19 protein-coding genes and 1 pseudogene are annotated in these 21453 nt (G+C 62.8%); 8 read left to right on the forward strand and 12 right to left on the reverse strand.

The features are described 5' to 3' along the window. The 3 genes and pseudogenes from AOQ71_RS48170 to AOQ71_RS19630 all read right to left on the reverse strand — a co-directional run. Window positions 1-590, reverse strand: a pseudogene (locus tag AOQ71_RS48170) (MlaD family protein); the annotation flags it as partial. 3 nt (window positions 591-593) lie between these two features. Further along, the gene (locus tag AOQ71_RS19625; protein ID WP_057749517.1) at window positions 594-1364 is read right to left on the reverse strand and encodes an ABC transporter ATP-binding protein; all 771 of its coding nucleotides are present in this window, start codon (window positions 1362-1364) and stop codon (window positions 594-596) included. 2 nt (window positions 1365-1366) lie between these two features. Then, window positions 1367-2503, reverse strand: coding sequence for an ABC transporter permease (locus AOQ71_RS19630; RefSeq protein ID WP_057749520.1), 1137 nt, complete (start codon window positions 2501-2503; stop codon window positions 1367-1369). 175 nt (window positions 2504-2678) lie between these two features. Here AOQ71_RS19630 and AOQ71_RS19635 point away from each other — a divergent pair, with 175 nt between their 5' ends. Continuing rightward, window positions 2679-2954: a hypothetical protein gene (locus AOQ71_RS19635; RefSeq protein WP_057749523.1), complete on the forward strand. Its 276-nt coding sequence runs from the start codon at window positions 2679-2681 to the stop codon at window positions 2952-2954. After that, complete coding sequence (locus AOQ71_RS19640) at window positions 2955-3443, forward strand: phage holin family protein (RefSeq protein ID WP_057749526.1); 489 nt, start codon at window positions 2955-2957, stop codon at window positions 3441-3443. A gap of 9 nt (window positions 3444-3452) precedes the next feature. Here the strand turns inward: AOQ71_RS19640 and AOQ71_RS19645 are convergent, their stop codons facing one another. Then, window positions 3453-6143 carry a bifunctional acetate--CoA ligase family protein/GNAT family N-acetyltransferase gene (locus AOQ71_RS19645; RefSeq protein ID WP_057749529.1) on the reverse strand — a complete coding sequence of 897 codons (2691 nt, stop codon included), beginning with the start codon at window positions 6141-6143 and terminating at the stop codon, window positions 3453-3455. A gap of 70 nt (window positions 6144-6213) precedes the next feature. After that, complete coding sequence (locus AOQ71_RS19650; protein ID WP_057749532.1) at window positions 6214-7053, reverse strand: universal stress protein; 840 nt, start codon at window positions 7051-7053, stop codon at window positions 6214-6216. Window positions 7054-7224: 171 nt separating this feature from the next. On the opposite strand from AOQ71_RS19650, the gene AOQ71_RS19655 reads away from it, so the two are divergent. From AOQ71_RS19655 to AOQ71_RS19665, 3 genes are read left to right on the forward strand one after another with little or no spacing between them, the layout of a single operon-like run. Beyond that, window positions 7225-8208 (forward strand): zinc-dependent alcohol dehydrogenase family protein, encoded by a 984-nt coding sequence (locus AOQ71_RS19655; RefSeq protein ID WP_057749534.1) that lies wholly within the window; start codon window positions 7225-7227, stop codon window positions 8206-8208. An 11-nt stretch (window positions 8209-8219) separates the two neighbouring features. Beyond that, complete coding sequence (locus tag AOQ71_RS19660) at window positions 8220-9764, forward strand: bifunctional aminoglycoside phosphotransferase/ATP-binding protein (RefSeq protein ID WP_057749538.1); 1545 nt, start codon at window positions 8220-8222, stop codon at window positions 9762-9764. A gap of 15 nt (window positions 9765-9779) precedes the next feature. Then, a complete protein-coding gene (locus AOQ71_RS19665; RefSeq protein WP_057749541.1) occupies window positions 9780-10751 on the forward strand; it encodes a CHAD domain-containing protein in 972 nt (323 codons plus the stop codon). On the opposite strand, the gene AOQ71_RS19670 is transcribed toward AOQ71_RS19665, so the two are convergent. After that, window positions 10748-12592 carry a PHA/PHB synthase family protein gene (locus AOQ71_RS19670; RefSeq protein WP_057749544.1) on the reverse strand — a complete coding sequence of 615 codons (1845 nt, stop codon included), beginning with the start codon at window positions 12590-12592 and terminating at the stop codon, window positions 10748-10750. The genes AOQ71_RS19665 and AOQ71_RS19670 overlap by 4 nt on opposite strands. A 207-nt stretch (window positions 12593-12799) precedes the next feature. On the opposite strand from AOQ71_RS19670, the gene AOQ71_RS19675 reads away from it, so the two are divergent. Further along, the gene (locus AOQ71_RS19675; RefSeq protein ID WP_057749547.1) at window positions 12800-13528 is read left to right on the forward strand and encodes a CBS domain-containing protein; all 729 of its coding nucleotides are present in this window, start codon (window positions 12800-12802) and stop codon (window positions 13526-13528) included. A 24-nt stretch (window positions 13529-13552) separates the two neighbouring features. Here AOQ71_RS19675 and AOQ71_RS19680 read toward each other — a convergent pair whose 3' ends face one another. The 3 genes from AOQ71_RS19680 to AOQ71_RS19690 form a co-directional block, all read right to left on the reverse strand. After that, window positions 13553-14011, reverse strand: a complete 459-nt coding sequence (locus AOQ71_RS19680; RefSeq protein WP_057749800.1) for a RidA family protein — start codon at window positions 14009-14011, stop codon at window positions 13553-13555. 22 nt (window positions 14012-14033) lie between these two features. Beyond that, window positions 14034-15725 carry a benzoate-CoA ligase family protein gene (locus AOQ71_RS19685; protein WP_057749550.1) on the reverse strand — a complete coding sequence of 564 codons (1692 nt, stop codon included), beginning with the start codon at window positions 15723-15725 and terminating at the stop codon, window positions 14034-14036. Window positions 15726-15873: 148 nt separating this feature from the next. Further along, window positions 15874-16392, reverse strand: a complete 519-nt coding sequence (locus AOQ71_RS19690; protein ID WP_057749554.1) for a MarR family winged helix-turn-helix transcriptional regulator — start codon at window positions 16390-16392, stop codon at window positions 15874-15876. Window positions 16393-16644: 252 nt separating this feature from the next. Here AOQ71_RS19690 and AOQ71_RS19695 point away from each other — a divergent pair, with 252 nt between their 5' ends. Together AOQ71_RS19695 and AOQ71_RS19700 are read left to right on the forward strand one after the other, a co-directional pair. After that, window positions 16645-17820 carry an ABC transporter substrate-binding protein gene (locus AOQ71_RS19695; protein WP_057749558.1) on the forward strand — a complete coding sequence of 392 codons (1176 nt, stop codon included), beginning with the start codon at window positions 16645-16647 and terminating at the stop codon, window positions 17818-17820. 31 nt (window positions 17821-17851) lie between these two features. Continuing rightward, window positions 17852-18310 carry a cupin domain-containing protein gene (locus tag AOQ71_RS19700; RefSeq protein WP_057749561.1) on the forward strand — a complete coding sequence of 153 codons (459 nt, stop codon included), beginning with the start codon at window positions 17852-17854 and terminating at the stop codon, window positions 18308-18310. 8 nt (window positions 18311-18318) lie between these two features. Here AOQ71_RS19700 and AOQ71_RS19705 read toward each other — a convergent pair whose 3' ends face one another. The 3 genes from AOQ71_RS19705 to AOQ71_RS19715 all read right to left on the reverse strand — a co-directional run bounded on the left by AOQ71_RS19705 (window position 18319) and on the right by AOQ71_RS19715 (window position 21350). Further along, the gene (locus AOQ71_RS19705) at window positions 18319-19569 is read right to left on the reverse strand and encodes a flavin-dependent oxidoreductase (protein WP_057749564.1); all 1251 of its coding nucleotides are present in this window, start codon (window positions 19567-19569) and stop codon (window positions 18319-18321) included. A 140-nt stretch (window positions 19570-19709) separates the two neighbouring features. Further along, window positions 19710-20546 (reverse strand): enoyl-CoA hydratase family protein, encoded by an 837-nt coding sequence (locus AOQ71_RS19710; protein WP_057749567.1) that lies wholly within the window; start codon window positions 20544-20546, stop codon window positions 19710-19712. A gap of 42 nt (window positions 20547-20588) precedes the next feature. After that, entirely contained in the window at window positions 20589-21350 is a 762-nt protein-coding gene (locus AOQ71_RS19715) for an SDR family NAD(P)-dependent oxidoreductase (RefSeq protein ID WP_057749571.1), read from the reverse strand. Window positions 21351-21453: the final 103 nt, after the last annotated feature.

The raw sequence follows: 21453 nt of genomic DNA on the forward strand, positions 1-21453 counted from the left end.
GGCGCGCCGCCGCCGGTCATTTTCTCGAGACCCGCCAGGATGCCGTCCATCTTACCCGTGTTGCGCGCAAGGCCATCTGAGAACGTCTTGAAATTGGCGATGGTGTCCTTGAGTGGGCCGGAATTGTCCTCAAGCACGGAATCGACACGTCGCAGCGCCTCGCGCGCCGCCTGCGTCATGCTCTGGCCCGCGCCGGCCTCGGCGATCAAAGTCAGGGGTTCGCCGGGCTTCGCGGCGATCATGCCGCCCTCCAGCGTCACCACCGGCACGCCCGTCAGCCCCTGGAAATCGAGCCCGACCTTGGTGTCGGCGCGCACCGGCGTTGCCGAAGCGACCGAGATCGTCGCGTTGACGAAGCGCGGATTGTCGGGTGCAAGGCCAAGCTGGGTTACCTCACCGACGCGGATGCCGTTGAACAGGACGCCGGCGCCGACCAGAAGACCAGGCACCGGCCCCTGGAATTGCACATGATAGGTCGTGCGCGGCCCGATGCCACCGCTGTTGTTCAGCCAATAGACGAACCCGAATACCGCGAGGATCGCAGCCAGCACGAAGGTGCCGATCAGCACGTAGGGAGCGCGGGTTTCCATGTATCATCTCATCTGTGGTTGCAGCATCTGCGAGCGCTTGCCGTGGAAATAGGCCCGCACCCAGGGATGCTCGGATTGCAGCAGGTCGCGCATCGGCCCGATAGCCACGATCTTGCCGTCGGCAAGCGCGGCGACGCGGTCGCAGACCGTGGTAAGGCTCGCGAGATCATGGGTGACCATGAAGACAGTGAGCCCGAGGGTCTTTTGCAACGTCCGGATCAGCGCATCGAAATCGCCCGCGGCGATCGGGTCGAGGCCGGACGTCGGCTCGTCGAGGAAGAGGATCGGTGGATCGAGCGCGAGCGCGCGCGCCAGCGCCACGCGTTTGGTCATCCCGCCCGACAGTTCGGATGGATATTTGTCGCCATCCTGCGCGCGTAGCCCAACCATCTCGAGCTTGGCGATCGCGATCTCGTCCATCAGCTCCTGTGACAACACGAGATTTTCGCGAAGCGGAAATTGTACATTCTGCCTGACGGTCAGCGAAGAGAACAGCGCGCCCTGCTGGAACAGAATGCCCCATGTCGCTGCGCGGCTGCGATCATGGGGGGCACCAATCGTCTGCCCCATGACTTCGATGGTGCCGCTGCGACGCGGGATAAGACCGATGATGGTACGCATCAGCACCGACTTGCCGCCGCCAGATGCGCCCACCAGTCCAAGAATCTCGCCGCAGCGGACATCGAGCGATAGATGGTCGAGCACGGTCTGACGGCCGAAACCAACGACGAGGTCACGGACCCGGATCGCGAACTCTGCTTGCGGCTCGGGCATCGTCACATTCCGATCGACGCGAAGAAGATCGCGAACAGGCCGTCCAGCACGATCACCAGGAAGATCGACTTGACCACCGACGTGGTCGTCTGCCGTCCCAGCGACTCCGCGCTGCCCTTGACCCCCAATCCCTCGCTGCAGGCGACGATCCCGATGACCAGGGCCATGAACGGCGCTTTCAGGATCCCGACCTCGAAATGGGTGACGGAAATGGCTTCATGCAGCCGCGCGATGTAGATCGCAGGCCCCATGTCGCCGTAGAATTGCGCAACCAGACCGCCGCCATAGAGCGCGGCCATCGATCCAATGAAGGCGAGAATGGGCAGCGCGATGACGAGGGCAGCCACGCGCGGCAAGATCAGGACGTCGACGGGATCTAGCCCCATGGTGGAGAGCGCGTCGATCTCTTCGCGCATTTTCATCGAGCCAAGCTCGGCCGTATAGGCGCTTCCCGAACGTCCAGCGACCATGATGGCGACGATCAGCACGCCAAGCTCGCGTAAGACGAGGATGCCGACCATGTCGACGGTGTAGGACTCCGCACCGAACCTGCGGAAATGAAAGAATCCCTGCTGGGCAATGATGGCGCCGATCAGGAAGGTGATCAGTATGACGATTGGAATCGCCTGCAACCCGATCCGGTTGAGCTGATAGACCAGCGACGTCAGCCGCAGCGAGTGGGGCCGCCGCAAGACGCCGGCCACCGCCATGAACAGGGCGCCCAGCATTTGCAGAAAGATCGCAATATCTTCACGCGCACCGATCGTGGCCTTGCCGAGGTCGTTCAGCCTGAGCAGGACCGGGTTGGAGGCGCCCGCCGGCGGCGGCGTGTGACGATTGACCTGCCGCACCTCCTCCAGCAGGCCACTGAAATGATCGGCCACGCCCATGATCTCGGCTGGCCTGCCGGATGAGGCGGCTTTGCGCGACAACTTCTCCAGGATCCAGGCCCCGAGCGTATCGAGCGCGCTGATTCCCGACATGTCCAGCGACACGGCTCTTGATCGATCGACCTCTGCGTCGACCGAGCGGGACAAAGTCTCGAGCGTCGTCACATTCGCCGCGATCCAGGGCCCTTCCGGGCGCAATTTCAGCACATCGCCAGACGACGTCGCCAGCAACAGCGGTTCTGGGTTCACGCTTCCACCTCATCGGGACGATTTGGTCCCATTGAGCTGCTATTTCTAGGCCAGCATGTGGCGGCGGGTTTGACCTGTCTCAAGACTGCGACCACGCGCGCCGCTTGACGCAAATCAAGCACGGGCGCACCGGCGCGACTTAGGTTTTGCTCCATTCAATGGAGGCATCAAATCCATGTTCGACAGCGACAGGGTGAGCGAAGAACTGCGGACGTTGAAGGTGGACGTTCCCCGGCTGCTGAGCACGGCTGGCGAGGGGATGTTCGAGCGTTCGAAGGACCGTGCCGAGATTCTCGCCGATCAGATCAAGGCAGCGCTGGCCGAACTCGGCGAAACCGCGAGCGAAGAGCAAGAGCAGCTCCATGACCTCATCACGGGGCGTCCGGTCGCCTCGCTCGCGTCCGCCTTTGCGCTCGGCGTGGTGGTCGGCTTCATGCTGCGGAGGCACTAGGTGAATAGCGAGAATGTGATCAAGCATCTGCGCGCCTTGTGGCGCACCGACAGGATCATCGCGGATATCCGGCTGCGCCACCTGCTGGTCGGACTTGGCCTGCGGGCCTTCGCCGCGCTGATCGCCGCATTCGGTCTCTTGATGCTGGAGCTGTCCGCCTATTTCGCCCTGGTCCAGATCTGGAGCGCGATCACCGCGGCGGCGGTTCTCGGAGCGATCAATTTCGCCATCGCGGCGGTTCTGTTCATCGCCGCCGGGCGCCCGCCATCCGGCCGCGACATCGAGCTCGCCAATGAAATCCACGGCACATCGATCGAGGCGCTTCAGGTCGAAGCCCGAGCGTTTCAGGCCGAATTGACCGGCGCAGTCCATCATCCGCTGAGCACAATCGTGCCGGTGCTGGTGCCGCTCATTGCGATCATCGTCAGGAACATGCGGAAGACCACCAGAGAGAGCGCACCGGACGTAAGTTCCGAAGCGCGTTCGTAGCGAGCCGCCTCAGAGCTTCAGCCGGACGTCGCAGAGGTCAGGCTCGGTCGGATCCGGCTTGATCTCGAAGCCGAGTTGCCGGCACATCTCGAGCATCACGACGTTCTCCTTGAGCACGTCGCCCGAGATGGTCTTGAGGCCTTCCGATCTGGCATAGTCGATGATCATCTGCATCAGGGCCCAACCGAGGCCCCTGCCCTTGAGGTCGGAGCGCAGCAGGATCGCGTATTCGCCTCTCTCGTAGATCGAGTCCGAGTGCAACCGCACCACTCCGACCATCTCATTACTGTCGTCGAACGCAATGAACGCCATGGCCCGCGCATAGTCGAGCTGGGTCAGGCGCGCGATGAACTCGTGGGTGAACTCCTTCATCGGCGCGAAGAAGCGGAGGCGAAGATCGTGCGGGGTGACGTGACGCAGGAATTCGTGGATGGTCGGCTCGTCCTCGGGGCGCAGGGGACGCACCGAGATGCGCCAGCCATCCTTGAGCGTAAGGCGACGCTCCCATTGCGACGGATAGGCACGGACGGCGAAATTTGCAGGCCCGGAGCCCGCGAATTTCCGCTGCGGCCGCCCCACGGCCACGCGGGCGTCGACCGCCGTTACGCCGGTTTCGTCGGCGAGCAGCGGGTTGATATCGAGCTCACGGATCTCGGGAATGTCCGCCGCCATCTGCGCCAGCTTGACCAAGACCAAAGGGACGGCGTCCTGCTTGACGGCCGGCACGTCCCGGTAGGCACGTAGCAACCGTGACACGCGCGTACGCTCGATCAGATCACGGGCAAGCTGTAAATCGAGCGGCGGCAGCGCCAGAGCCTTGTCATTGATGATCTCAACCGCCGTCCCGCCGCGGCCGAACACGACAACGGTGCCGAACGTCGGATCATCAGCGAGACCCATGATCAGCTCTCGCGCCTTGGCCTTGACCACCATTGCCTGCACAATGATGCCATCGATGCGGGCTTCGGGCCGCAACCTCTTCGCCCGCGCGAGAATCTCGGCGGCAGCCGCGCGTACCGCGGCCGGCGTCGTCAGATTGAGCACGACACCGCCGACGTCGGACTTGTGCACGATGTCGCGCGACAGGATCTTGAGCACGACGGTGGCGCCCCGTGCGAATATCTCATCCGCGCAGGCGACCGCCTGCTCGACATCTTCGGCCGCGTAGGTCGGCACCATGGCGATATCATAACACCCAAGCAGATGCTTGATCTCGACAGGCTCCAGCCATTTGCGCCCGTCGGCGATGACCGCCGTGACGATCTGCTTCGCGGCCGCAACGTCGGGCACGAAAGTGTCGGGCATCGCCGGGGGAACCTGGCTCAGCTCGTCGACCACTTCGCGATGTCGGACCATGTGCATGAAGCCGCGCACGGCATCATCTTCAGTCGGATAGTTCGGAATGCCGGCGGCGGATAGCGTCGCGATGATCTCCTGATCAGCCCCGACCCAGGCCGCAAGCACAGGCTTGGCCCAACTGCGGTGCTTCTCGCGATATTTGCCGATGAGATCGGTCACAGTCGTCGCGATCTGGGCGGCCGATGCGATCGCAGTCTGCACATTGAGCACCAGGACCGCATCATTGCCGGGATCGTCGAGCAGCACCTCCAGCGCAGCAGCGTAACGCGGCGCGTCGGCGTCACCGACGATGTCGACGGGATTTGCGCCGGACCAGGTCGGCGGCAGCACCGCGTCGAGCCTCTGGCGCGCCTCCGGTGTCATGGGCGCGGGAATTCCGCCAAGGTCCGCGAGCCGATCGACCGCGAGGACGCCGATGCCACCACCATTGGTCAGAATCGCAAGGCGCTTTCCCGCCGGCGACCCGACCCGGCCCAGGGTCTCGGCACAATCGAACAACTCGCGCAGATCGGATACCCGAAGGACGCCGGCGCGGCGGAAGGCCGCATCATAGACCGCGTCGGCGCCAGCGAGCGCGCCTGTATGCGTGGCAGCCGCCTTCGCCCCCTGCGCCATGCGGCCAGACTTCACGACGACGACCGGCTTCACACGCGCCGCGGCGCGCGCCGCCGACATGAATTTCCGCGCGTCCTTGATGGCCTCGATGTAGAGCAGGATCGCCCGCGTCTTGTGGTCCATCGCGAAATAGTCGAGCAGATCCGCGATGTCGACGTCGATCTGATCGCCGATCGTAACGATGCCCGAGAAGCCCACGCCACGCTGCGCGGCCCAGTCCACCATGCCGGCTGCGATTGCGCCCGATTGGGAGATCAGCGCGAGGTTGCCTGCCGCCGGCATGTGCGCCGCGAAGGTCGCATTGAGGCTTGTGCCAGGCATCATGATGCCGAGGCAGTTGGGTCCGATCAGCCGCATGCCATATTTGCGGGCGGCGACGATGGTGGCGTCCTCGAGCGAACCCGGTCCCTGGCCGAGCCCCGCTGAAACGATCAGGGCCCCGGCCGCGCCAAGACGGCCGGCCTGATCGATGATGTCGGGAATCTCGCGTGCCGGCGCGGTGACGACGATGAGCTCAGGCACGAAGGACAGTTGCGCCAGGCTGGCTACGGCAGTCATGCCGTCGATCTCCGCATGGCGCGGGTTCACCAAGCCGAACAGCCCCTTGAACCCCGCCTTGCGAATGTTCTCCAGGATCGCACGTCCGACAGAGACCGGGCGGGAGCTTGCGCCGACCAGCGCGACCGACCGGGGCGACAACAGGTTTTTCAGGCGGTAAGTCGACATGATCACAATCGTCCGATCGGGCAAAGGGTCCGACAGAAGCTAGCCCGATAGGATATGAGTTGAAACGCACCTAGTGCGACATCATCACCCAGCATGGTGGCTGGCCGATGACGGTCTTGGTCACGCCACCCCAGACAGTCTCGTTCAGGCGCGAATGGTGATAGGCACCCATGACGATGGCGTCGACGGCATGAGATTGTGCCCAGCTCCCGAGCACCTTGCCGGTCGAACTCCCGTCGCCCTTCACCGTCGCGAAGGACGCATAAATCCCATGTTCCCTGAGATGGTGGACGAGACTATCGCCGGATTGCGCAATCGCTTCGTCCTGATCGTCTGCCACGGTGACAACGTGTACCACGGTTGCCGCTTGCAGGATCGGCAATGCGTCGCCGACAGCGCGTGCGGCGCGCGCCGAGTGGTCCCAGGCAATCATGACATTCTCGAATTCGGGCCGTAACGTCGCCGCGGGGTCTTCCGGACACAGCAGCAGCGGCCGCCCGGATTGGAACAGGAACGTTTCAATGAGATTTTCGGTTCGGCTGTCGTGCGGCCTCACGGGGATCAAAGCGAGATCGCTGAAGCGCGCATGTTCGGCCAAGGTCGATGCGATCTGGTCCGGCGGCACCCTGCCCGATCGGCTTTGAGCTCGAATGCCGACACGTGAGGCCGCGTTGGTGAAGGCGTTCAAGAGTTGCTGCAACTCGCCCGCCTTGCCCACATGATCGAGTTCGGCGGACTCCGGGTTATCGGGGAGCACCACCTTCGGCCGCACGAAGGCGTCTTCCTCGAGCGCGAGCCCGGTGATCCTGGCGCCGAGATCGGCGGCAAGGGCGACGCACTTCTCGATCGCGGCCAACGTGGGGGCGCGCGGCTCGCCAAAAAGCGGCAGAAAGACGTCTTTGATGGGCATCGGGATTCTCCTTGGCAACCAAAATAGGCTGGTTTTCGTTAGGCCTCTTGATTCTGGTCAAGGCGGGAACTCCGCCCGGTCGGGCAGCGGCAGACGTTGACCGAGGTCAAGGACGGGCCACTCCGTCATTCTATGGATATTCAATCGGAGCGGTTCGCCCCGGAGAGACTTATGCGTGCAATGGTGTTGCCGGCCCCAAGGGCGCGACTCCGAATGGAGGAGCGGCCTGACCCCGTCCCCGGTAATGGCCAGATCCGGGTGACGATCAGCGCTTGCGGGGTGTGCCGGACCGACCTGCACGTCGTCGACGCCGAGTTGCCTGGTATTCGTTATCCGATTGTGCCTGGGCATGAGATCATTGGCCGGGTCGACCTCGTCGGCCCCAATGTTACAACACATGCGCCTGGTGATCGGGTCGGCATTCCCTGGCTCGGCTCTACGTGCGGAATCTGTCGATTCTGCCGGGACGGCATGGAAAACCTCTGCGACACTCCGCTGTTCACCGGCTACACGCGCGACGGCGGCTACGCAACGCACACCATCGCCGACGCGCGCTACGCGTTTCCACTGGACGAAGGCAGCAATGATGTGGAGATCGCCCCTCTGCTGTGCGCTGGGCTGATCGGCTGGCGCTCGCTGGTGCTGGCTGGTCCTGCGGAGAAGCTCGGTCTCTATGGTTTTGGCGCGGCCGGCCATATCATCGCGCAAGTCGCGGTCTGGCAGAGACGATCTGTCTATGCATTCACGCGGCGCGGCGATGATGCCGCACAAACCCTCGCGCGACGTCTTGGTGCGGTCTGGGCGGGGGCGTCTGACGAGATGCCCGCCGAACCGCTCGACGCCGCGATCATTTACGCACCAGCCGGCGAACTCGTTCCCGCCGCGTTGCGCGCCGTTCGAAAAGGCGGACGCGTCGTGTGCGCCGGCATCCACATGACCGACATCCCGAGCTTCCCGTATGGTTTGCTCTGGGAGGAACGGCAGTTGGTCTCGGTTGCCAATCTGACCCGGCAAGATGGCCTGGATTTTCTCAGGATCGCACCGCAGGCCGGCGTGCGCACCGAGACGACGGCATTTCCGCTGGATCAAGCCAACGACGTCCTCAGCATGCTACGGAACGGCCAGATTCTGGGTGCGGCCGTCCTGACGCCCTGACGGTGCTTCGAATGCCTGCCTCGACGAAAGATCAAACAGCCATCCAGGAACGGATCTTCCAAGTGCTGGCTGGGCATCCAGGGGTGACGCGGATCGATACGCACGGCGCCTCGGTCTTTCTCGACGGCGATCGCGCGTTAAAGATCAAACGAGCCGTGCGATTTCCCTTCCTCGACTATTCGACGCTCGAGAAGCGCAAGGCGGCCTGCGAGGAGGAAATCCGGATCAACCGGCCATTGGCGCCGCAGATCTATCACGGGGTCATCGCGATCACCGAGGAGCCCGACGGTTCGGTGGCGGTCGACGGCCGTGGACGACCGATCGAGTATGCGGTCGACATGTCGCGCTTCGACGAAAACCGGACGCTGGACCATCTGGCCAAGGCCGGTCCGCTGGATGCAGACCTCTCCATGGCCGTCGCCGCGGCGATCGCAGCTTCGCACACCGCGACATCGCCCGCCAACCGGGAAGAGTGGGTCTCTTCCATCCCCGCGCTGATCGAGGGCAACAGCGACGGCCTGCGAAGCGACAACCATTTCGACGCGGCAGCGATCGAACAACTCGGCAAAGCTTCGCGCGAGGCATTTGTGCGCGTACGTCCCCTGCTCGAGGAACGCCATCGTCAGGGCTTCGTACGGCGCTGCCATGGCGATCTGCATCTCGCCAATATCGTGCTGATCGACCAGCGGCCCGTGCTGTTCGACGCCATCGAATTCGACGCGCGGATGGCAACAGTCGACGTGCTCTACGACCTGGCATTCACGCTGATGGACCTGCTCCGTCACGACCAGCCCGTTGCCGCCAACGCCGTCTTGAACGGGTATCTTGCCGCGACACCGCCCGGAAATCTGGACGCGCTTGCCGCCTTGCCGTTGTTCATGTCGATCCGGGCTGCAATCCGCGCCCAGGTAGCCGTGGCGCGGTTGAAGCTCCCGCATGCCAGCGAGCCCGATATCCTCGATGATGCTCGCCGCTATTTCGACCTTGCGCGTAAGCTGATCCAGCCTGCCGCTCCCCGCCTGATCGCGGTGGGCGGACTGTCTGGCACCGGCAAGTCAGTTCTAGCGCGCGCACTCGCGCCGACCATCGCGCCGCAGCCGGGGGCCGTCGTGTTGCGGAGCGACGTCATTCGCAAGCAGATGTTCGGGGTCGCCGAGACGGAGCGGCTGCCGCCATCTGCCTATACGCCCGAGCTTGCCGAACGGGTCTACGCAACACTGGCCGGGCACACCCGCCGCATAATGGCACAGGGCCATTCCGTGGTCGTCGACGGCGTATTTGCCCGCGACTTCGAAAGAGACGCTTTCGCCAAGCTAGCCCGGGATTGCCACGTGCCTTTCACCGGCCTTTTCCTGGTCGCCGACCTGGCGACACGGCAGGCCCGAATCGGTGGTCGCAGCAGTGATGCATCGGATGCCACGCAACAGGTTGCCGCGTTGCAAGAGCATTATAATATCGGCCACATCGGTTGGGCGACCATCGACGCGTCCGGAACGCAAGCGCAGACGCTCCAGAGCTGCCGGGACGCGATCGCTAAGGATAGCAAGGCAATCTGATTGGCGCGGGCTAGGATGGCGCGACCCACCAGGAGTTCGAAGGCGACCGCCGGTGCGAAGCCGGCGGCAAGCAATACGCTGCCCGGCCGCCTGAGCCCCGGCATGGCCTGCGACACAGCCTTCCGGATCATCGCGCGCCGTCACCTCGCAGCCGTCCTTGCCCAGCACGACGGCACCTGCCGTGGCGATCCGGACGCACTGCACGAGATCCGAATCGCGCTGACCCATTTGCGGACTGCAATTCGCTTCTTTTCGCCTATGGTCGACGATGCGTTGCGCCCCGAAGTCTGGGCCGAGTTGAAGTGGCTGAATAGTCAGCTCGGCATGGTGCGTGACCTCGACGTCGCCATTGAACGCATCACGTCCGAGGCCGGCGGCGAGCTCGCCGTCATCGCCGAACTCCAGCACTGGGAGGAGAAGCGCGCCGAAAGCCATCGTCTGCTGGCCCGTGCGCTGCAGTCGGCACGGTATCGTCGGCTGGTCGAACAGACCTCGAACTGGATCGAGAGCGGCCCCTGGTCGACGCGCCGTAGCAAAGTGGCCATCCGACTACGCCGCTGCCCGCTCGCCGACCACGCGACGGCACAGCTGACCGAATGGGAAAGGACGCTGCTCAGGAAGGCCAAAAGGCTGCACAAGCTTGATGTCGAGAAGCGGCACAAGCTGCGGATTCTCAACAAGCGGCTGACCTATTCGATCGAGTCGCTCGAGGATCTGTTCGCAGGCACGTCACAGACGAAGCAGAAGTCGATCCTCAAGCAATTGCGCAAGGCGCAAAAGTCCCTCGGACAGCTGAACGACGATGCGCGCGGCCAGACACTGGCCGCGTCGTTGAACGAGGCCGTTCCCGAAGCCGGCATCCGCTTTCTCGACCGCGACCGGGAGAAGAAACTGTTGCAGACTGCTTCGACCGCGTATCGCAAATTGAACAAGGCCAAGCCCTTCCGCTCCTCCGATCTGACGCCGGACGCGGAGCCTGAGGACTAGGTGCGGATGTAGTCGCCGGGAGCATCGGGCAGGCCGCTGAGATCGCCATATCCGATCCGCGGCGGATCACAGAGCGCGCCGGATCTCGCGACGAGCCAGCGGGTCCACTCCGGCCACCACGATCCCTCGACATGGGGCGCCAGCTTCAGCCATTCATCCGGGCCGACATAGGGCTCGTCTGCAGCCTTGGTCATCACCTGATAGCTGTGCCCGGGCTCGTCGGGCGGCGCGACGACGCCTGCGTTGTGGCCGCCACTAGTCAATAGAAAGGTCAGATCAGCATCGACCTGATAGTGGAGCTTGTGCACAGATCGCCACGGCGCCACGTGATCAGTGATCGTACCGACCGCGAACATCGGCGTATGAATGTCGGAGAGCGAGATGTTCCGGCCTTCCACAAGGTAACGTCCTTCGGCGAGATCATTGTCAAGGAACAGCTTGCGCAGATATTCCGAATGCATGCGATAGGGTAATCGCGTTGCGTCCGCATTCCAAGCCATCAGATCGCTCGGCGGCGCCGCGTCGCCCATCAGGTAGTCGCGCGACAGCCGCGACCAGATCAGGTCGTTGGAACGGAGCAGCGCGAACGCGGCGGCCATCTGTGCCGTATCCAGATAGCCTCGCTGCGACATCACGTCTTCAAGGAAGGCGACTTGGCTCTCATTGATGAAGAGCGTCAGCTCGCCGGCTTCGGTGAAGTCGGTCTGCGCCGCCAGAAGCGTGATGGTGCCCAGGCGATCATCGCCGTCGCGCGCCATTGCAGCGGCAGCAATGGACAGCAAAGTGCCGCCAAGACAATAACCGAGCGCATGGGCTTTCTGCCCGGGCAGGATTCGGCCAATCGCATCCAGCGCGGCCATCACTCCCAGCTTGCGGTAGTCGTCAAACGCAACATTCCGATCTCTGGCGTCCGGATTGCGCCAGGAGATTGCAAACACGGTAAAGCCCTGTTCGGTGAGAAATTTGACCAGCGAATTCTGCGGCGACAGATCGAGGATGTAGTATTTCATGATCCAGGCCGGCACGATCATGATCGGCTCAGGCCGCACTTTTGCCGTCGTCGGTTGATACTGGATCAATTCGATCAGCGCATTGCGGTAGACGACCTTGCCAGGCGACGCCGCAACCGTCTGCCCGACGACGAACTGGTGATTTGTAGCGGGCTTTGCTTCCAAGAGCATCCGCATGAGATCGCCGCACCAATTCTGCCAGCCAAAGACAAAATTCTCTCCGCCGCTTTGAAACGCCTTCTCCAACACCTCTGGGTTTGTTGCGGCGAAATTCGACGGCGCAAGCATGTCCAGCACCTGGCGCATCGAGAATTCGACGATGGCTTCGTTCGCATGCGAGACGCCTCGCACACCCGTCGTGGCATCGTGCCACCAGCGCTCGCCGAGCAAAAACGCCTGCGCAAGAAGATTGAAGGGCGGCGCTTCCCATTGCGGCTCCCCGAAACGACGGTCCCGCTTCTCTGGCCCGATCACCGACCAGGGTGCTAGCCCCGCTGCCGTCGCGTGCGTAGCTGCTTCCAGCAACCGGCTGCTATCACGAATGACATTGTTGGCGATCTCCATCCGTCGCTGCGGCGCCCACGCGAGATGAGAACTCCAATCGAGCCAGGCCAGCATCAAGGCGGTCGGCGAAAGCCCGCCCGTGAACCGCGCCAGCATCGCATGGAACATGCGGTCTAGAGGATAGCATTCCGATGCCGGCTCGGTGGTCGACGTCTCTCCGGTTGAATTGCTGCTTGTCGCAGACGAGGCGGCGCCAACCACCGGCTCGACCGATGACGCTGGCAACACCGGCTCTGCCGTCCGAGGAAGGATCTGTACGATGCTCATGGCCAAGGATTCTCGTGCGCTTCTACTCATTGCGCGGCAGGATATGGCCCCCCGCCCGGGAAACGTTGAGCTGCATCAATTGCAGAGATTGATCACAATCGCTCAACCAGGACGTACCGAGCTCACGTCTTGACATGCGTCAAACCATACCGCCGGGCACGATCTAGATTTCAGCTATCAAAATTTGACAAGCTAGCGGAGCATTCCATGCGCGCCCACCAGATCATGACCCGGTCGGTTATCTCGGTCACACCCGATACCAGCATCGTCGAAGCGGCCAACATCATGTTGAAGCGTCATGTCAGCGGCCTTACCGTAGTCGACGACGGTGGCAAGCTGGTCGGCGTGGTCTCGGAGGGCGACTTCATCCGCCGAAGCGAGATCGGTACCGGGCGCAAACGCGGACGCTGGTTGCAGTTCATCCTCGGGCCCGGCAAGTCGGCCAGTGACTTCGTCCACGAGCACGGCCGCAAGGTTTCCGAAGTGATGACCGCATCGCCCGTAACCATCACCGAGGATACTGCGCTCGCCGAGATCGTCGAGCTGATGGAACAGAACAACGTGAAGCGCCTGCCGGTGATCCGCGGCGACAAGGTCGTCGGTATCGTGTCGCGCGCCAACCTGCTGCAGGCAGTGGCTGGCCTCGCCCGCGAGGTGCCGGATCCGACTGCCGACGACGATCACATCCGCGGTCGCATCATCGATGCCATGGAGAAGAACGACTGGTGCCCGTTCGGGCTGAACGTCATCGTGCGCGATGGTATCGTTCACTTGAGCGGCGTCATCACCGAGGAGCGGGCGCGACAGGCAGCGGTCGTCGCCGCCGAGAACGTCGAGGGCGTCAAAAAGGTGCACGACCATCTCTGCTGGGTCGACACCATGTCAGGCGTGTATCTGAACTCGCCCGAGGATGACGATCTCGCCAAAGCAAGCTGAGTCGGGAACTTGCGCGCGAGATACTCAGCGGGGAATGACGGCGGTGGCCTCGATCTCGACGCGCGCCGCCTTCTCGACCAGACGCACGACCTGGACCAGCGCCATCGCTGGATAGTGCGCACCGAAGATTGCGCGATAGATCTTGCCGAGCTCCTTCAGATTTGTCAGGTATTCCTCCATGTCGACGACGTACCAGGTCAAGCGCACCAGATGCTCGGGCCGCGCACCGGCCTCGGCCAAAATCTCGGCAATGTTGGTCAGGGTCTGGCGCACCTGCGCTAGAAACCCGGCGGCGAGACGCTCCTGGGCATCCCAACCGATTACACCACCCGTGACCACAATGCGTCCCTCGACGGCCATGCCGTTGGCATAACCCTTCGGCATCGGCCAGCCGGAGGGATGGAGCACCTGCGCCCTGGGGCTGGCATCATCCTCGGCAGCAGTTGGTAGCACTGCAAGCTGCGGGCCTTTCGGCGTTGTCACGGACAATTCTTGATCCTTTATCTCATTCTGCCGCGACGCCCGAGGACGTAGCAGCCGCCTGCGCCAGTTGTCGCAAGGCGAAGCGCTTCAATTTGCCGGTCTCGGTCTTCGGCAGCTGTGTCACGAACTCGATCGCGCGCGGGTACTTGTACGGCGCGATCTCGCGTTTGACATGTTCCTGCAACTCGGCCGCGAGCTTTGCATCCGGCGTCACGCCGGGGGCGGCTATGACATAGGCCTTCACGATCATTCCGCGCGCCTCGTCCGGCGCACCGACGACCCCGCACTCGGCAACCGCAGGATGCGTGAGCAAGGCCGCTTCCACATCCGTGCCCGCGATATTATAACCGGCTGACACGATCATGTCGTCAGAGCGCGACTGGTACCAGAAGTAGCCGTCGGTATCCATCAAATAGGTGTCACCGGTGATGTTCCACCCGTTCTGGACGTATTTGCGTTGTCGCTCGTCGGCGAGATAACGGCAGCCGGTCGGCCCGCGCACGGCGAGCTTCCCTATCGTGCCTGGCGGCAACTCGTTGCCATCGTCATCGACGATCTTTGCCTCATAGCCGGGAACGGGCTTGCCGGTGGCGCCGGGACGAATCTCGTCCTCGGTCGCGCTGATGAAGATGTGAAGCAGCTCAGTCGAGCCGATGCCGTCCATCAGCTTGATGCCGGTCGCTTTCAGCCAGGCGTCGAATGTCGGCTTGGGCAACGTCTCGCCGGCGGAGACGCACTTTCGCAGTGAAGAGATGTCGCGGCCTGCAAGCTTGCCGATCATGGCGCGGTAAGCCGTCGGCGCCGTGAAGCAGACCGTGATCTTGTACTTTTCGATCGCCGAAAGGATGTCATCGGGCGTCGTCTTCTCCAGCACAACAAACGACGCGCCGATATGCATCGGGAACAGTACGCCACCGAAACCGAAGGTGAACGCAAGCGGCGCTGAGCCGACGAAGCGATCCCTCTGCTCGGCCCGCAAGATGTTGCGTGCATAGCCGTCACACACCGCCAGCATGTCGCGGTGGAAATGCATGGTGCCCTTAGGATCGCCGGTCGTGCCCGACGTAAAGGCTATCAGACAGATATCATCGGCTGCAGTATCAACCGCCGTGAACTCAGCGCTGGCATCCGCGATCAGCGCCTCTAGCGAGTCCGGGGCGCCATTACCCCAATAGACCACATGCTTGAGACCTGGTGCGACCAGCTTCGCCTTCTCCATCTCATCGGCAAGCTTTCCGTCACAGAGCGCGAGCGCGATCTCCGCCTTCTGAATCGGATAGGATAGCTCCTTGGCGCGCAGCAACGGCATTGTCGCCACGCAGATGCCGCCAGCCTTGATCACTGCGAGATAGGTCGCGACCATCATCGGACTGTTGGCGGAGCGCAGCAGCACGCGCCCGCCGGTGACGAGTCCGAGTTTGCCGACCAGCACATTGGCGATGCGGTTCACGAGCGTCTGCAACTCGCGATAGGTGTAGCTGACGGCGGGACTGATGACACAGGGCGCATCCCCGTGCCCCTGCTCGACCCAGCGATCGAGGAAATAGCTGACGCAGTTCAATCGCGCCGGATAGTGCAGCTCCGGACGCGTGAAGATGAACTCCGGCCAGAGCTCAGACGGCGGCAGATGCTGCCGCGCAAACCTATCGACATGGGCGGTTGTGGCGTCGCCGTCATGCGAGCCCGAGACTTGAACCTTGGCAGCGTTGGCCATCGCACGCTCCTTTGCGCATGGAAAGCACCCGGCAGTACCATCTGGAAAACATTTTATGCTTAAAACAATTTTGCGCAATAGCGGATTTTGGACATCCCTCCATTTTCGTGCGGCAATGCGAAATGGGCGGACGCGCCGGCCGGTGGACTTAAGGCTTGCGACGCACAGCAGATTTCTGCGCCGACGCCTTGGTCTTGGCCAGCAGCCGCATCAGCTCGCGCACATCCTTGGGCGTCAGGTCGGCAAAGAGATCGGCGATCCAGGTCTCGTGTTCCGAGGCCATCCTGCGAAACTCGGCACGACCAAGCTTGGTGAGGCGGATCACCTGGACGCGGCGGTCAGTCTCCGAGGTGCGGCGGTCGAGATGGCCGGATTCCACGAGGCGTTCGACCAGGCCAGTGACATTGCCATTGGACACCATCATGCGCTTTGAGACGTCCGACAGCGTCATGCCGTCGGGCGCCTTGTCGAGCTGCGCCATCAGATCGAAACGCGGAAGAGTGACGTCGAACCGCTGCCGCAGCCGGCCGCGGACCTCGCCCTCGATCAGGGTCGTGCAGGTGAGCAGACGCAACCACAGCCGGAGCTCTTCGGCATGGTCCTCCGGAGTCTCGACGGCCTTGGTCTCGGAATCGAGCATTTTGATGCAATCACCCACGGCCGGCATTGGCGCCGGCCCGGATTCCCCAACGTTTTGAGCTTCAAATAAATCGACGCCGGCCGCAAGCCCAAAGCTGCAACAATCGATCGCACACGAATTTCTTTAGGCTTCAAATAATTGGCGCGCCGTTTGCATGCGCCGCTGCCCGCACGATGGCGGCGCCTGAGCTTGGCTTGCCGCGAGCGCCGTCGTCGGCATAAGCTTGGCTCGGAGTACGCAGCTTGCAGCTGCAGGCGCAATCGTTACGGGGGATCAATCATGAAGTCGCAACTGAACTTGGCCGCAGCCGCTTTTCTTCTCGGCACTGCGATGAGCCCGGCGCTCGCGCAGGAGAAGATCAAGCTAGGCGTGATCGTGACCCTCTCCGGACCCGCCGCAGCCCTTGGTCAACAAGTTCGCGACGGCTTTGCGCTGGCGGTGAAGGATCTCGGCAGCAAGATGGGGGGCCGCGACGTCGAAGTGGTCGTGGTCGACGACGAACTCAAACCCGATGCGGCTGTGACCAAGGTGAAGGGCCTGCTTGAGCGCGACAAGGTCGACTTCGTGGTCGGACCGATCTTCTCTAACATCCTCCAGGCGATCCACCGACCGGTCACGGAATCCAAGACCTATCTGATCAGCCCCAATGCGGGTCCGTCGACCTTTGCAGGCAAAGACTGCAACCCGTTCTTCTATGTGACGTCCTATCAGAATGACCAGGTTCACGAGATCCTCGGCAAGGTCGCGCAGGATCGCGGCTACAAGCGGATGTATCTGATGGTGCCGAACTATCAGGCGGGCAAGGATTCGGTCGCCGGCTTCAAGCTCGACTACAAGGGCGAGATCGTCGAAGAATCCTACATGCCGCTCAACACGCTGGACTTCCAACCGGAGCTGTCCAAAATTGCGTCGCAGAAGCCTGATGCGCTCTTCACGTTCATGCCGGGCGGCCTCGGCGTCAACCTCGTCAAGCAGTACAAGCAGGCCGGACTCGCCGACAGCATCCCCGTGCTTTCGGCCTTCACAGTGGATGAATCCACCCTGCCGGCGCAGCAGGATGCGGCCGTCGGCATGTTCGGCGGCGCGAACTGGGCGCCCAATCTCGACAATCCCCAGAACAAAAAGTTCGTGGCCGCCTACGAGGCCGCCTATAACAGCGTGCCTGGTACCTATGCCATGCAGGGGTATGACGCTGCAATGCTGATCGACAGCGCGGTCAAGGGAGCAAAGGGCGACCTCTCCAACAAGGATGCCGTTGGGGCTGCCCTGAAGAAGGCAGACTTCACGTCGCTGCGCGGTTCGTTCAAGTTCAACACCAATGGCTATCCGATCCAGGATTTTTACCTGACCAAGGTGGCCAAGCGTCCGGACGGCAAGTTCCAGACCGAGATCGTCCAGAAGGTTTTCGAGAATTACGGGGACCGTTACGCCAAGGATTGCAAGCCGGCGAACTAATCGCCGCACGTCACGTCAAGGGAGGAATACGATGAAGAGCGAAATCACCGGCATCACGCGGGCTAACGAGGGTATCCAGGGCATTTCCTGGAACATCCTGGGCCAGACCTATGTGCCGAAGAGCAACAGCGAGAACAGCTTCTCCTGGCACGCGACGTTGCCACCGGGCACATTCGTGCCGCCGCACATCCATCCCGACCAGGACGAATATCTCTACATGCTGGAGGGCAAGCTCGACTTCGTGCTTGGCAATTCAGAGGCGCAAGCAACGCCCGGTGACCTGATCCGTCTCGGTATGGGCGTGCCGCACGGCATCTTCAACAAGTCGGACCAAACCGCAAAAGTACTGTTCTGGGTGTCGCCGACCAAAAAGCTGTTCGACCTGTTCTGGGGCCTTCACAACATGAAGGAGCAGAAGCCGGAGGACGTTGTCGCGATGGCCGCCGAGTACAACATCCATTTTCTGCCACCACCTCCCGGCGCCGGCTAGCAGCAACTTCAGGCACGCACCGCCGCGAGTCCCGGGACCGCGGCGAAGCCCGCCTTGGTGGCATAGCCACGCACGATCGCCTCGCGCTGGGAATAGCTCAGGACGTTGTCGATATTGTCAAAGCCGTCGGGCGCGAGCTGCTCGACGGCGTCGATGACGCCCTCGGGGCCGCCACGGCGATTGGAGCGAACAATGTCTGCCGTCATCGGCAGGCGTTTCTTCTCGTATTCCATCAACGCCTGGCGCGGATGCTCGGCGCGGATAAGCGCGTCGGCGAGGCAGCGCGCATCGAGGATCGCCTGCGAGGCGCCGTTGGAGCCGACCGGATACATGGGATGCGCAGCATCGCCGAGCAGTGTGACGCGCCCGGACGACCAATATGGCAATGGATCGCGGTCGCAGGTCGGGTATTCGTAGAATTCGGGCGTCGCCGAGATCAGGCTCTTCACGTCGATGTAGGGCACCGAGAAGCGCGCGACATGCGGCATCAGCTCCTCACGCCGGCCCGGCCTTGACCAGTCTTCCTTGCGTGGCGGCGGCGCATTGCCCTCACCCACTTTCACCAGTACCGCCCAATTGGTGAGGCGGCTCGCCGGGCTCGATCCCTCCGCGATCGGATAGACGACCACCTTGGCATTGAGGCCACCGGCTACAATCATCGATTTTCCGGTGAGGAACAGCGGCCAATCGCGCGCACCGCGCCAGAGCATCAGGCCGTTCCAGCAGGGCGGCCCTTCCTTTGGGAACAGCGTGTCGCGGACGCGCGAATGAATGCCGTCGGCGCCAATGAGGATATCGCCACGAGCGGTGCGGATGTGCGAGCCCGCACGATCGAAGAAGTAAGCCGTCACGCCGCCTTCGTCCTGCGTGAACGCGCCGAGCCGGCAACCGGTGTGAATTGCTTCCGGACCGAGCCGCTCCTCGACGGCGCGATGGATGACGCCCTGGAGGCGGCCGCGATGGATCGAGAATTGCGGCACGTCGTGTCCGGCATCGATGCCTCGGGCTTCGCGCCAGACCTCCTGGCCATGGCGGTTGAGGTAGTAGAGCTGGTCAGTACGGATCGCGACGTCGTCGAGCTTCTGCAGCAGACCAAGGCCGGCAAGCTCACGCATGGCATGCGGCAGCGTGTTGATGCCGACGCCGAGCTCGCGGATCGTATCGGATTGCTCGAAGATCTCACACCCCATGCCGCGAGCCCGCAACATCAAAGCCGTGGTGAGACCACCGATACCGCCACCGACGATAATCGCCTTCATCGCCCTCAACTCCACTCGATACACAGGCAACCGGGTTAGCGTCGCACGGCCGGTGACCCCGCTGCAAGCGGCTTTGTCGTCTCTGCCTCGACGCGGTCCGGGGTCTTGGGCTTAGCCTTAATTGCGGCCGAAACCGCCGCTCAGTCGCCCCTGAAGACCGGCTTGACCTTGTTGGCGAAAGCATGAAAAGCGCGCTCGAAATCGGCCGTCGTCATGCACAGGGCCTGGGCAACGGCCTCCGCTTCGATAGCCTCCTCGACCGACATCGCCCATTCCATCGCCAGCATGCGCTTGGTCATGGTGTTGCCGAAGGTCGGCCCTTCCGCGACCTGCTTGGCCAGCAGCTGCGCCTGGGCCAGCACCTGCTCAGGCGTGACAATGCGGCTGAAGAAGCCCCAGCGCTCGCCCTCTTCCGCGGTCATGAACCGGCCGGTGTACAGAAGCTCGGAGGCGCGGGACTGGCCGATGATCCGCGGCAGGATCGCGCAGGCGCCCATGTCACAGCCGGCAAGACCGACCTTGTTGAACAGGAACGCCACCTTGGCTCCGCTCGCAGCGAGCCGCATGTCCGACGCCATGGCAATGATCGCGCCGGCACCGGCGCAAATGCCTTCGACCGCGGCCACGATCGGCTGCGGGCAGGCCCGCATCGCCTTGACCAGATCACCTGTCATCCGTGTGAAGGCGGTCAGCCCCTTTGTATCCATCTTCACCAGCGGGCCGATGATCTCGAACACGTCGCCGCCAGACGAGAAATTACCGCCCGCGCCGGTGACGACGATGGATTTCACCGCGTCGTCAAACGCGCACGCACGAAAGAAATCCGTCAGCTCGCGATAACTCTCGAATGTCAGTGGATTCTTCCGCTCCGGACGGTTGAGCGTCACGGTGGCAACGCCCTCGACAACGGCCAGCAGGAAGTGTTGCGGCGAATAGCCCGCGAGCGGCACGGTGACGGGATTGGCTGGTCTGCTCATGCGATCTCCTTGGCTTCCTTGTTCCGCACCTACGCCACGACGCTAGATTTCGCCCCCAGCGACCGCGATCGCCTGCCCGGTGATCGCGCCGGCGTTCTCGCTGCACAACCAGAGCACGGCATTCGCCACTTCCTGCGGCGTGATCAGACGCCCCTGCGGATTGTGCTTCGCGAGCTCGGCGATCGCCTGCTCGCGGGTTCGCCCGGTCTTCTTCATGATGTTGTCGATGCTGCCGGCGACGAGATCCGTGTCGGTGAAGCCAGGGCAGACAGCATTCACGGTCACGCTGCTGCCGGCGATCTCCAGCGCAAGCGAGCGTACAAGACCGACCACAGCGTGCTTTGCCGCCGTGTACGCACTCACATATGCATAACCCTTGAGGCCGGCCGTCGATGCAATCGCCACGATGCGTCCATAGGGACGGTCCTTCATGTCGGGCAACACAGCGCTAATGGCATGGACAACGCCCATGAAATTGACATCCATCATACGCGCAAAAAGGGCACTGTCGGATTTCGCGAACGGCGCCGATTCGGCGCTGCCGGCATTCGCGATCAGGATATCGATCGGCTTTCGCGCGTTCGCCGCGGCGATGGCGACCCTCATCGCAGCTTCGTCCGAGACGTCTGCAACGGCGGAATGATGCGCGGCACCGGCTTTGATCGTTTCCTCGAGAGACGCAGCATTCCGGCCAAGCACGGTCACCGTGGCGCCGGCGCCGACAAGAGCCGCGGCAATCGCCCGGCCGATGCCGCGACCGCCTCCGGTCACCAGCGCGTGCGGCGAATGCGGCAATCCGGACATGCGCTTGCTCCCTCAAGATCTGCCAGTCGTTCCCCTCGATATATTTTAACCTTCAAGCTTTTGCAACGAAAGCGTCGATTGATGCTGCGCATGCCCTTACGCG

It is taken from the genome of Bradyrhizobium manausense (assembly GCF_001440035.1).
Lineage (GTDB): Bacteria > Pseudomonadota > Alphaproteobacteria > Rhizobiales > Xanthobacteraceae > Bradyrhizobium > Bradyrhizobium manausense.